Source organism: Shinella kummerowiae (genome assembly GCF_009827055.1).
In the GTDB taxonomy this organism is placed as follows: domain Bacteria; phylum Pseudomonadota; class Alphaproteobacteria; order Rhizobiales; family Rhizobiaceae; genus Shinella; species Shinella kummerowiae.
The window spans coordinates 255,903-268,370 of the sequence record NZ_WUMK01000001.1; the positions used below are offsets into that span (position 1 = coordinate 255,903).

General features: G+C 63.8%; 11 protein-coding genes. 2 read left to right on the forward strand and 9 right to left on the reverse strand.

Features of this window, described 5'->3' with window-relative positions; all coding sequences use genetic code 11:
• Nucleotides 1–117: 117 nt before the first annotated feature.
• A complete protein-coding gene (locus GR138_RS01225; protein ID WP_160856792.1) occupies nt 118–597 on the reverse strand; it encodes a carboxymuconolactone decarboxylase family protein in 480 nt (159 codons plus the stop codon).
• A gap of 122 nt (nt 598–719) precedes the next feature.
• Entirely contained in the window at nt 720–1,574 is an 855-nt protein-coding gene (locus tag GR138_RS01230) for an alpha/beta fold hydrolase (RefSeq protein ID WP_420853609.1), read from the reverse strand.
• 1,062 nt (nt 1,575–2,636) lie between these two features.
• Here GR138_RS01230 and GR138_RS01235 point away from each other — a divergent pair.
• Nucleotides 2,637–3,848: an NAD(P)/FAD-dependent oxidoreductase gene (locus GR138_RS01235; RefSeq protein WP_160856794.1), complete on the forward strand. Its 1,212-nt coding sequence runs from the start codon at nt 2,637–2,639 to the stop codon at nt 3,846–3,848.
• A gap of 278 nt (nt 3,849–4,126) precedes the next feature.
• Here GR138_RS01235 and GR138_RS30455 read toward each other — a convergent pair whose 3' ends face one another.
• Genes GR138_RS30455 through GR138_RS01250 form a run of 3 tightly spaced genes read right to left on the reverse strand, consistent with a single transcriptional unit; the run spans nt 4,127 to nt 6,777 of the window.
• Nucleotides 4,127–5,053, reverse strand: a complete 927-nt coding sequence (locus GR138_RS30455; protein ID WP_160856795.1) for a hypothetical protein — start codon at nt 5,051–5,053, stop codon at nt 4,127–4,129.
• Nucleotides 5,050–5,562, reverse strand: coding sequence for a hypothetical protein (locus tag GR138_RS01245; RefSeq protein WP_160856796.1), 513 nt, complete (start codon nt 5,560–5,562; stop codon nt 5,050–5,052). Before GR138_RS01245 ends, GR138_RS30455 begins: the two co-directional genes overlap by 4 nt.
• Nucleotides 5,563–5,565: 3 nt before the next feature.
• The gene (locus tag GR138_RS01250; RefSeq protein WP_160856797.1) at nt 5,566–6,777 is read right to left on the reverse strand and encodes a macrolide family glycosyltransferase; all 1,212 of its coding nucleotides are present in this window, start codon (nt 6,775–6,777) and stop codon (nt 5,566–5,568) included.
• 406 nt (nt 6,778–7,183) lie between these two features.
• On the opposite strand from GR138_RS01250, the gene GR138_RS30460 reads away from it, so the two are divergent.
• Complete coding sequence (locus GR138_RS30460) at nt 7,184–7,372, forward strand: hypothetical protein (RefSeq protein WP_246200246.1); 189 nt, start codon at nt 7,184–7,186, stop codon at nt 7,370–7,372.
• Between the two features lie 114 nt (nt 7,373–7,486).
• On the opposite strand, the gene GR138_RS01255 is transcribed toward GR138_RS30460, so the two are convergent.
• Genes GR138_RS01255 through GR138_RS01270 form a run of 4 tightly spaced genes read right to left on the reverse strand, consistent with a single transcriptional unit; the run spans nt 7,487 to nt 12,397 of the window.
• Entirely contained in the window at nt 7,487–8,182 is a 696-nt protein-coding gene (locus tag GR138_RS01255) for a response regulator transcription factor (protein WP_160856798.1), read from the reverse strand.
• Entirely contained in the window at nt 8,182–8,562 is a 381-nt protein-coding gene (locus GR138_RS01260) for a response regulator (protein ID WP_160856799.1), read from the reverse strand. Before GR138_RS01260 ends, GR138_RS01255 begins: the two co-directional genes overlap by 1 nt.
• Entirely contained in the window at nt 8,559–9,203 is a 645-nt protein-coding gene (locus GR138_RS01265) for a response regulator transcription factor (protein WP_160856800.1), read from the reverse strand. The genes GR138_RS01260 and GR138_RS01265 overlap by 4 nt, the downstream gene beginning before the upstream one ends.
• A complete protein-coding gene (locus GR138_RS01270) occupies nt 9,200–12,397 on the reverse strand; it encodes an MASE1 domain-containing protein (RefSeq protein WP_160856801.1) in 3,198 nt (1,065 codons plus the stop codon). Before GR138_RS01270 ends, GR138_RS01265 begins: the two co-directional genes overlap by 4 nt.
• Nucleotides 12,398–12,468: the final 71 nt, after the last annotated feature.

Below are 12,468 nucleotides of genomic sequence, written 5' to 3' on the forward strand. Positions count from 1 at the left end.
CGACCGACGATCTTAATCACGGGCCATGCGCTTCGAAACCTAACCGAGCGTATAGCTTGCGGAGAGAAACGGCGATGGCAGGGCGGCCGGTTGCCGATCGGCCGCCCTGCCCCCAGCTTACTCCAGACCGGCCTTGTCGAGACCGAACATCTTGTCGGCGGAGCCCGGCACGGCCTTCACGGAAAGGCTGACGCGATTCCATGCATTGACCGTCACGATCTGGAACGACAGGTCGGAAACCTCTTTCTCCGACAAATGTCCGCGAACCCTTTCGTAGAGTTCATCCGCAACACCGCCGTCCGAAAGCTTCGTCAGCGCTTCGGTCCATGCGAGGGCTGCGCGCTCGCGCGGCGTGAAGAGGGTCGAGTCCCGCCAGGCGGCGATATGGTGAAGGCGAAGCGGGCGCTCGCCGTGCAGCGTCGCTTCCTTGCAATGCATATCGAGGCAGAAGGCGCAGGCGTTCATTTGCGATGCGCGAATGCTGACCAGATCGAGGATCGTCTGTTCGATTGCGCTGTTCTGCACTTCCGCGCTCAGGGCCATCAAAGCCTTGAAGTGTTCCGGCGAGAGGTGGGCGTAGTTGAGCCTTTGGGCCATTGTCTGTCATCCAGTGATAATGGGTGGGATTGGCCAAGCGGAAGCGATCTCCGCTCGGCGCGCAGTCGGGTCGGGACGCCGCATGTTCGGCCAAGGAAAAGAGGCGCCGGCGGCGGCGCTCTTCAACCCGCGATGAAGTCGAGCAGGTCTTTGTTGAGCGTGTCGGCATGCGTTGTCGCCATGCCGTGGGGAAGCCCCTTGTAGACCTTGAGCACGGCATTCTTCAGGAGCTTTGCCGAAAGCAGGGCGGAATCGGCGATCGGCACGATCTGGTCGTCGTCTCCGTGCAGGACGAGAGTCGGCACGTCGATCATCTTCAAATCTTCCGTGAAATCCGTCTCGGAGAAGGCCTTGATGCCGAGATAGTGGGCGTTCGCCGCTCCAGCCATGCCCTGCCGCCACCAGTTCTGCACGACCGCGTCGGACCGCTTCACGCCTTCGCGATTGAACCCGTAGAAGGGCCCACCGGCGAGATCGAAATAGAACTGCGACCGGTTGGCCGCCAGCGCGGCGCGCAGGCCGTCGAAGACCGAGACGGGAAGACCGCCGGGATTGGCCGCCGTTTTGACCATGATCGGCGGCACCGCGCCGATGAGAACGAGTTTGGCAACGCGCCCCTGTCCATGGCGGGCGACATAGCGCGCCGCCTCGCCGCCACCGGTGGAATGGCCGATATGAACGGCATCGGCGAGCCCAAGATGCTGCACGACCGCGGCGACATCGGCCGCATAATGATCCATGTCATGCCCGTCGCTGACCTGAGCGGAGCGACCATGTCCGCGGCGGTCATGCGCGATGACGCGAAACCCCTTGCCGAGGAAGAAGAGCATCTGGGTGTCCCAGTCGTCACCGCTGAGCGGCCATCCATGATGGAAGACGATCGGCTGCGCGCTCTTGGGACCCCAGTCCTTGTAGAAGATCGCCGTGCCGTCCTTTGATTTGACATAGCCGCCGGACGACCGGTCTCCGGCCTCCATTGCTGTTTCCTCGGCCCGCGCCGCACTGGCGCCGGCCACCGCCGCCGTTGCGGCAGCAAGCCCCAATGTTCCCGTCATCATGTTTCGCCGTGTCGGCGTGATGGATTCCAGGTGCATATCTTTCTCCTGTTCGAAGAGTTTTATAGAAAATCTGACGCAGACTTCGAAATACCGTGACGGTATATACGCAATTTCTGCTCTACAACTCTATCGATGAGAGTACCGTTTTATAGCTATACGTTCGGTTGGTATAACTAAATCACCCATATATATTTTCCATCCTGCCGAACCGCAGGAATTTAAACATAATAATGACCAGTTCGGATCGACGTTATTTTTCAGCACAGGTCTTCGTCCTGTGAGCACCTGGCGATCAAGCCGCCCGCTTAGGCATTGCCCACGGCCGGCTCGAACCCGCGCATGACACGGCGACGACGGCGCCCTCCAGTTGAAGCCATGTCTACCACGGAACAGGTCGCCCACTCCGCTACACCTTTGTCTGCGCGACCTATACGCCGGGGCATGTCGGTCGAGCATCTCGTCGTGATCGGCCCCCTTGGTGCTGCGGTTCGTTCAACAACGCCGAGGAGGTCCAGAAGCGGTTCACGCACCTCCATCATCGGCGACAGACGCGACTGGCTCGGCTGCAGCCCTTCTGCCCGCGCGGGCTAAACCCGTTCAACTCGACCATTCGGCGTGGACCGGCAGGCACCAAAGGCCTCAGCTTCACCGGGATTTGCGATCTCCGCCCGCTCTCCGGACAGAGTAACCTGAACCTTCGCATAGGATGCCTCGGCCCCGCTTTCACGATAGAAAAAGCGTCAAGAGAATCCGCCGATCGGCTGGGGAGAAGACAGGGCTGAAACCAGAAAAGCCCCCCTCAAAAACCGATCCGATGACTGCCTGAAAGATCGACGGGCATATCGGGCGACGGAGATCGCCCTTGCCGATCGAACGCCTCGGCGAACCCGCGAGCATGCTTGCGGGCGTGAACACGCGTGTCGACGAAAATCGCCAACTTCGCTTCACAACTGTCTTCAACCAACGACCAGGAGAAAGAACATGTCCAGGAATATCGTGATCATCGGTTCCGGCTTTGCCGGGACGATGGCGGCGTTGGGCGCCTCGCGGCTGCGCCACGAAAAGGGCGTCTCGCCGGAAGAATTGACGATCACCGTGGTGTCGCCCACGCCGGAAATGGTCATCCGCCCGCGGCTCTATGAACGCAACCCCGAACAGATGGTCGCGCCGCTCAGCGAATTGTTCGCCGCCACCGACATCCGCTATCATCAGGGCAGCGTCGAGACGATCGACAACGCCACCTCGACGATCACGGTTGCCAGGGGAAACGGAACGTCGGCCACCCTGCCCTATGACCGGCTGGTTCTTGCGGCCGGAAGCGATGGCTTTGCGCCGCCGATCCCCGGTCTTGCCGAATTCGGCTTTGCCGCCACCCAGCTCGACGAAGCGGTGGCGTTGGATCGCCATCTCCATGCTCTTGCGCAAAAACCCGCATCGGCTGCGCGCAACACGGTGGTGGTCGGCGGCGCCGGCTTCACCGGGCTGGAGGTCGCCACCGAGATGCCGGGACGGCTGCGCGAGATCCTAGGCGAAGATGCGGATATCCGCGTCATCATCGTCGATCGCTCGGAACATGTCGCGCCGGCAATGGGCGCCGACCCGCGCCCCTTCATCGAGGCGCGGCTGCGCGCACTGGGCATCGAGACGCGCATGAATGTCGGCATCGCGGCACTCGACGACAAGGGCGTGACACTGGGCAGTGGCGAACGCATCGAGACCATGACCGTGATCTGGTCCGCCGGCATGCGTGCGTCGCCGCTGACCGCGCAACTGCCCGCCGAGCGCGACAATCTGGGCCGGCTCATCGTGGAACCCGACCTGCGCGTACCGGGAGGCAGCCGCATCTTCGCGACCGGCGACACCGCCAAGGCGCGGACCGACAGCGTGGGCAACTACGCCGCCATGTCCTGCCAGCATGCCCGCCGCCTGGGTTCCTTTGCCGGGCACAACGCCGCAGCGGACCTGCTCGGAGAGCCGACGCTTCCCTATGACCAGCCCATCTATGTGACCTGCCTCGACCTCGGCCCCGACAACGCGATTTTCACGCGCGGCTGGGACTCCAAGGTGGAGATCACCGGTGCACAGGCCAAGGCGGTCAAGAAGGAGATCAACGAGGTCTGGATCTATCCCCCGGCCGCCGAACGCACAGCCGCCTATGAAAATGTGCTCTACGCACGTACCGCCGATTTTTAGTATTGTCGTTACATGATCAAGCAAATCTGGCAGCGGGGAAGCCCGCTGCCATTTCAGTTTTGGGAAGGGAGAGCCTGACCTTCCGGCAAATCCAGCAGCTGAGGACCGCACACCGCGTCGATCTACGATCCCCGGCATGGCAGAGCCGCGACGGGTTCCACCGCCCGTAATGGCAACAAACCGGGGTGCACCCCTTCCCGAAGAGTGGCGTGCAGCGAAGCCCCGGCCGAGCTTTCGCCGGGAGGGCTTCAGCCTCAATCCGCCGCCTTGCTTTTCCGTCAACGCGTTTTCTGCGTGCAGTCGCGACGGACAATCTCGATCACCGTTTCGGTGGTGCGGTCGAGATAGCTGCGCCCGTCGGCAAGCCGTGCCGTTGGGCTGATATAGCTCTGCGGGCCGACATGGGTTGCCGGATCGAGCCTTTCCACCGTGATCTTGCCGGCAGCGAGCGCGCGGTTCCAGGCGCTTGTCCGCCACAGGCGCCAGCGCTGGGCAAAGAGACGGGTGCCCATCCGCTCGATCTGGTCGTTTGCGCTGGTGAGCTGGTATAAGTGCAGCGCATGCGTGAGGTCGTTGGCGCCATTGTGGAAGCCGCCGAGCGTGATCAGCCACAGCGGAGCACGCAACTGGTTGAACAGTTCCTCGACGGCGCCTGTCGCCACCTGGGCGCCACCGCTGTAGGAGAGCAGGACGATGGGTATGCCGCTGGCCGGGTCGTAGCCGGCCAGCCGGAGCTGATCGGCAATCTGGGCGCCGACCGCCCGGTTGTAGAGCGGGCGATACCGGCGGTCAGCGGCCACGAAGGTCTGCATGACGTTGTGCAGAAACAAGGTGATACCGATGTGCCGCCGGAGCCAGTCCCAGACCGGGCGTCCGGCCAGCGGGTCCGCCAGAGGCGAATAGGGCTGAATCTGGCCCAGCACGCGCAATTCCGGCGCACCGGCGAGGATGGCCTTGACGAGCTGGCCGCCGTCGCGCGTATCGGTGAAGCGCCGCTTGCCGATCCCGTCCAGGTAGACCAGATAGGCGTCCGGCGGCCTCGCCGGATCGGCCCCTCTGGCAAAGGGCATCTCCGGCGGCAACGTGGCGGCCGGTGCGCGCCGGCCGAGGGCGTAGACCATCAGCTCGTAGCGGGCGAGCAGGCCCTCGGCGAGCAGGACGGGGCCGAGCGCTAAAAGAGCTACAATCAACAGAAGTTCGCTCAAACCACCGCCTCCCGCTCGCGCGCACCGGCCATGATCCGCGCGATCAATCGCCGGACCACCTCAACGGTGGCGGCAAGCCCGATCCCCGCGACGGCGATGCACCCGACGGCAGACCACCAGCCCAGTCCCGACGCCGCCGCGAGCGGACCTGCCAGCCCTGCTCCGACACCGGCTACAAGCAGGGTATGAAGGAGCGGCCCGAGCAGCGGGAACGCCAGGATCGCGGCCAGCAGCAGCGGGGCGATCAGCACGGGCGTCCAGACCAGTCCGGCCGTGCCGGGCAGCGGGGCTGCGTCAGGCGCCACAAGCGGCTGCATCAGGTCGGCAACGGCCCACGCGGCGACAGGCCACAGCGCAATCACCGTGCCCTCGACAACGGTGCCGGTCACCATCAGTCCGGCAACGAGCGGTGGGGATAGCTTCGGCCGGCGCGCCACGAGCGGCAGCACCCGTCCGGCGCTCTCCGACAATCCGGCGAGAACCAGCAGGATGACGACGGTCACCGACATGGTTCACCGTCCCCGCGCGCGATCTGTCGCCGCGCCACCGGGTGAATTGTTTAGGTAACGCTCCAGCTCATCGACGGCACGCCGGGCACCGCCAGCCTCTTCCTGGGCTGCGCGCTGCGCGGCTGCCGCCGCACGGAAGCGCGGGTCCTCCAGCAGCCGTCGGGCAAGCGCGTGCACCGTCTCCTCTGTGGCGTCTTCCGTGCGAAGCGAAAGTCCGGCGCCGAGCTCGACAACCCGGCGGGCCACCATGGGCTGATCCGCACCCTGCGGCACGACGAGCGCCGGCACGCCGGCCCGCATCGCCTCGTTGACACTGTTCATGCCGCCATGCGTCACGAAGAGCGCCGCGCGCTCCAGCACCTGCAACTGCGGCACGGATCGGCGGGCCAGCACGTTGGCGGGCAGCGGCCCCAGATCCGCCGGATCCTCCTGCCCGGTCGACACGACAACGGTGCCGCCCAGCGGGGCGAGCGCGGTCGCGAAGGTCCGCAGCAGGGCCGGCCCCGCGTCGAACACCGTGCCCAGCGATGCGTAGAGCACGGGGTCCTGCAACTGGACGGCGTCGAATGCCGGATCGGTCAGGCGGGACCCGACGCTCGCCCCGACGAATCGGTAGGAGCGGTCGAACGCATCGGCTCCAGGCTGGAACGCGCCGGACGTGAAGACCAGGTTCAGCGGCTCGGGCGCGTTCATCAGGTCGATCAGCGGCCCGCCGCGACCGTAAGCGCGGTGCAAAGCCCAGCGCGCGCGGGCAAAGCCCCAACCGATGCGCGGATATTTCATCGCGGCGGCCACCAGTGTGCGGGAGAAACCGGTGGGGCTGGGCACCTGTTTGTTGAAGGCAAAGGTCGTGAACGTCGCCGCCGCAGGCACGCCGAGCGCGCGCGCCGCCACAGCACCCCATGGACAGGCCGCCCCATGCACGATGAGGTCGGGGCGGATGCCGCGGAGATCCGAGAGCACGTCCGGTAGCAGGCCGAGGGTGGTCCGCGCCAGCTCTTCCAGCAACGCAAGGGGGATCGGCGGATCCGGCACGGGCATGTCGCCGCCGGGATAAAGCAGGACCTTAGCACCGGCGGCCTCGATCTGGGCCGCGAACGCCGGGAACGTGTGGTAGGTGACCGAGTGGCCACGCCGGACGAGTTCTGCGACGATCGGCAGCGTCGGGTTGATATAGCCGTGCATGCCGATGTTGAGGAACGAGACGGTGCTCATCGACGGCCTCCGGGTGCCGTTACCGCTGGCTCACCCTGGCAAAGGCCCGGGCCGGCTTTGGTGATGAGGACCATTGCCCGCGGGGCGTCTTCCATCTGCTGCATTCTCCTGCTCGGGGTGATGGCGTACTCGGGCGAGAGCCACAGGTCTGATAGACCTCTTCGAGAATGCTCCACTGCGGCGGGCGAAACTATCAAACGCTGGTTTGGGTTGGGCGATGCCAAAGTATAGGGCGATCTGAACCGCCTAGGGCGCTAAACAACGAGCGCGCGCATCGCCCCAACGGGCGTCTCCGCGTATCACTCCCCATATACCTCGATACAGTTTCGCCTGCCTGTTTTGCCCCCTACTATCAGGTCGCTGGTGCCGCAGGCGCGACACATGCGGATGAAACGAGGTACTCGTGATGTCGTCACATGAAGTCAGATTTCCACCCCAGCCCGACGTACGACCCGTATTGGATGTGTCGGAATATTGCAGGCGCAGCGGTGTCAGCGAGGCCGAGGAGAAACGGTTGATCACATTGCTCGGCCGCTATGCCTCCCGGCATGAGCTGGAGATGAACATGGTTCGCTGGCCTTTGCGGACCCGCTAGAGCGACCAGTGCCGCAAATCATTGTTCTTGCTCGTGTTCTTCAGCGACGCTACGGTCGTCAAACACCGCTCACGCCGCGTTTCGGGTTGCCACAGAATACCCCTCGCCGATGGGCTATACCGTCACCTGGACGTCGTGCACCGAGGCTGGCAGCGTTTCCCATGCGCGGATCAAGGCGCTGATCGAGGCCACCTGCATCTTACGCATGGCATTGCCGCGATGCAGCTTGACCGTGACCTCACTAATGCCGAGGTCGAAGGCGATCTGCTTGTTGAAACGCCCGCGCGCGACCTCGGACAAGACCTGACGCTCCCGCTGCGTCAACCCGGCAAACAGCTCGACATTGCGTTTGACGGCAGCAGCCGCGGCACGCCGCGTCGCGTCGATCGCGATGCCCGCGGCCACGGCATCCAGCAAGGTCTGGTCGCGGACCGGCTTGGTGAGGAAATCGACGGCGCCGGCCTTCATCGCCTGGACGGACATCGGAATGTCGCCGTGTCCGGTAAGAAAAACGATCGGCTTGGGATTGCCCGTTTGCGCGAGATGGCTTTGCAGGTCGAGGCCGCTCGCGCCCGGCATACGCACGTCGAGGATCAGACAGCCCGGGCGATCCAGGGCGTCGGCGTCGAGCAATTCGCGGATCGAGGCGAAGGTGACCGGTCGCAGGCCCGCCGAGAGCATCAGTTCGGCAAGCGCTTCGCGAACGGAAGCGTCGTCGTCGACGATGATGACAATGGGTTGCTCCGGCTCGCTTCCCCGCCGGGGCATCGAAGGGATCGACGTTCGCAGAAAATGCTGTTCAGCTTTCATCATCGTTCTCCATTTGCTCCATCCGAGGCAGCGTCGCCGACGGCTGCAAGAAGCGCCGACCCGTCAAACGGTTTGCAGAAAAGCCTGGCCACGCCGCCGGCGCGAAGCCGGTCCGCGATTTCATGGCGACCGGTGATCAGGATGACGGGGAGATCCGGGCGCACCTTCCCCACCAGATCGCGAAGCTCAAGGCCACTGAGCCCGGGCATGCCGATGTCGGTGATAAGGACGGTCAGATCCGACAGCCCTTCGGCAAGCAGCGCCTCCGCCGACGAAAAGCTGCGGACGGCGTGTCCGTCCGACTCCAGAAGCTCCTCGAGCGACTCGAGCAGCCGTGGATCGTCGTCGACAATGGCCACGACAGGGATTTGTTTGCTCATGATCCATGCCCTCCCGTCCTGCGCGAATGGGTAATCGGAATTTCCAGCCGCTCGGCTATGCGCACGAGATCGGCGAAGGAGGCCGCCGCCATTTTCTGCATCACGTTTCTTCTGTGAATTTCCAGGGTAACCTCGCTGATCCCCAGTTCGGCGGCAGCCTGCTTGTTGAGCAGGCCGCTCACGACCAGAGGCAGCACCTCGCGTTCCCGCTGGGTGAGCTCGAGATAACGGCGCTTGAGGGCGTTGATATCCGCGCGCTCCGACCGCGTTTTCCAGTCCTGGGCAAGCGCCATCCGGATCGCCGCCATAAGGTCCGCCTCGCTGAAGGGCTTGGTCAGGAAATCAACCGCGCCGCGCTTGATTGCCTTCACGGACGACGGAATGTCGCCGTGCCCCGTTATGAAAACGATCGGCGGATGGTCTCCCTCGGCAATCTGCCGCTGCAGATCGAGGCCGTTGATATCCGGCAGCTCGACGTCGAGGATAAGGCAGGCGGGCGCGTCCGGTTTTTCGGCGCTGATATAGTCACCCGCCGATCCGAACGCCTCGACGCGAATCCCATGAGAAGACAGGAGCTCGATCAGGGCCTCGCGAATCCGGCGATCGTCATCGACGATGAAGACGATGTGGTCCTTTGTCATGGCGCACCCTTCGTTTCTACAGGCAGGGTAAAGATGAACTTCGCACCGTGCGGTTCGTTCCTCTCCGCCCAAAGCCGTCCATGATGCGCCTCAACGATGGAGCGGCACACCGCCAGCCCCATGCCCATGCCATGCTCCTTGGTCGTGAAGAAGGGCTCGAATATCTTCTCGGGAAACGCGATGCCCGGGCCGCGATCGGTGACCTCCATCTGGATCACGTCTCCCGCAAGGCGAAGACGCAGGCGCAGCACTTTCGCGTCCGTTGTGGATTCCATCGCCTCGATAGCGTTGCGCATCAGGTTGACAAGCACCTGCAGGATCTGCACCCGATCGACCGAGACGAGCGGAAGGCCGCTCTCGATGTCCGTGCTGATGCGCACGCGTCGCCGCACCGCCTCGTCGGCGATCAGACCTAATCCCTCGGCCACGACAGTGTCCAGTTCGACGAGGCCTCTCGCATCCGCCGAGCGTTTGAACAGCGCACGGATGCGGCTCACGACATCGGCGGCCGAATTGGCGTCGCGAATGATCCGCTCGGCAACGATTTTTGCACGCTCGAGGTTCGGGGGTGTCACCGACAGCCAGCGATGGCAGGCGTTGGAATTGGCAACGATCGCCGCCAGAGGCTGGTTCACCTCATGGGCGATGGACGCCGACAGTTCGGCAAGGCTCGCCGCCTGGCTCGCACGCGAAAGGCGCTCCTGCTCCTGTCGCAGTTCTTCCTGCGCCCGGACCTCGCCGTCGATGTCGAGGCAGACGACGTTCCACTGCACCGTCGCGCCTTCCGTGTTGTGCATGGGGGCCGCGCGCGTCTCAACCCAGCGATACTCGCCGTCGAAGCGGCGCAAACGGTGCCGGCGCGCATAGGGTTCACCGGTCGACAACGAATGGGCGTACGCCGTCTTGACGCCTTCCAGTTCGTCGGGATGGACGCCGGCATCGAGCGTGCCGGCAAGCCGGGATTTTCCGGTGCCATCCAGGGCATCGAGATCGTATCCCAGAAATTCACGAAGCCGCTGGTTGCGATAGATCGGCTCGCCGTCCTGCGCTGCGCAATCGACCATCGCCGGCAGCGTCTCGACGACCTGCCAGACGAAACGCTCCCGCTCGCTGAGGGCTTCCTGCGACGCGACGAAATCGTCGATATCGACATTCGCGCCGTACCACCGGATGATGCCGCCGCTCTCGTCGCGCAACGGCTCCGCCCGCCCTTCCGTCCAGCGGTAGACGCCGTCCCACCGCCGGTTGCGGAACTTCAACGCGAAGGGCTCACCGGTTTCGAAGGAGTGCCGCAGGGTATTTTGCAACAGCGCCCTGTCGTCGGGATGCACGATGGTTTCAATCGCGCTCGGCAGCCCGCCTTCCGCGTCGAAGTCTTCCAGCTTGAGGCCGATATAGTCGATCATGGTCCGGTTGATATAGGCCGGGTCCCCGCCGGGCGTGACGCACCAGATCTGCACCGGCACCGTATCGACCAGCTGCTGAAGCTGCAATTGGCTCCGCCGGAGCGCCTCTTCGGCACCCGACCGTTCGGCTTCCACGCGTTTGCGTTCCGTCAGATCGAGAATATATGCGACCCCTTGATCAGGCTGCCCCTCGAAGCAGACAGCCCCGATCAGGACAGGCACCCGGGTGCCGTCCTTTCGGAAGAATTCCTTCTCACGGGCCTGCATCTTGCCCGTTTCCCTGAGTTCGGCCGCCTCATCGCGGGCGTACACTTCCTGCCACTCCGGCGGCGTCATATCGAGCCATCCGGGTCCGGCCTGCAGATCTTCACGCTCGTATTGGACCATGCGAAGAAACGCGTCATTGGCCTCGAGAATCCGTCCATCCAGATCCCAGAAGACAATCCCGATAATATCCGAATCGACCAGCCGCCGGATCTTACCTTCCCGCTCCTCAAGCTCCTTGTACAGGCGCACCTGGTCGTCGATGTCGATGGACACGGAATACCATTGCGCGATCGTTCCATCCGGGTTGCGCAGCGGCTCGGCGCGCGTCTCGATCCATCGATACACCCCTTCGTGACCGCGCATGCGATACTTCATGGTGTACGCTTCACCCGTCGCAATGGCGTGGTGGATGGCATCGACAACGGCTACGGATTCGTCAGGATGGACATAGTTCCCGACGGCGGGCTCGAGCAGGCTCGCACCGGTCGCGTTTATGTCCTCCAGCTTCGTGCCGATGAAGTCGGTCAGCCGCTTGTTGAAGAAGGTGGGCTCCCCTTCGGGCGTCAGGCGCCGGATATAGACGGGAAGCATGTCGATGAGTTGCAACAGCTCCTGCTCGCGCTGGCCCAAAGCGCGCAGTGCCAACTGGTTTTGCCGGGATATGGCGGCCACGACGAGCGCGGAAAAAGCCGAAACAGCCAGAAACAGATAGAGCATGATCTGCTTCACGCCATGGGAACCCGCATCGTCCGCAAACGGACTGTCACCGGATATTGCAAACATCACCGCAATCAGGGCCAGCAGGACGAGGCTGACGGCTGCGCCTCGGAACTCGAACCGCACCGCAGCCCACAGCAGCGGCGGCATGATCAGGTAGGCAAAGGCAAAGTAGTCGCTGAGGGAGAAGCCGGCGACACCCAGGAACACCAGCCCCACCGCGGAGGCTTCGAACCAGCGGGCCTTCGGAAGACCCGCCCTGTCATGCCAATCCTGTAAGAGGACCAGCACAAGCGGCGCCACGATCAGGACCCCGGTTGCGTTTCCGAGCCAGAACAGCGGCCATGCCGTCGCGAAGGGCTGCATGCCGAACGCCGCAAGCGTTGCACTCCCGACTGTCGCACTGACGACGGGGGCAATTCCGGCGCCAAGCACGGTCAGCCCGAGCACTTCCTGCAAGGATTCCAGCCGGGCCGGCCTGCCGAAACGGGTGACAAGCCAGGCGCCGGTCATGGCTTCGAGAGCGTTACCGGAAAAGATCAGGACCGCGACCGGCAGCGGATTGTGGAACCATAGGATGTTACCGGACAATTCCGCAAGAAAGCCGGCCATCACCCACCACGGCCAGCTTCGTCTCGCTGCAAAGGCGAGCGTTGCCAGGAACAGTCCACTTGGAGGCCAGATCGAAATGCCCGTGCCGGGAACGATTGCCAGCGCCTGGGCGAAACCACCGCCTAGCAGGTAGACGATAAAGAACATCGCCAGATGCAGGAGTTCGGGACGATGGGGCCAAACGCGCGTCATGGGTTTCTCCTACCGAATATCGGCAATCTACGGACTGTTCGCGCGTGGTCTAGCATCCGCCATCGATATCC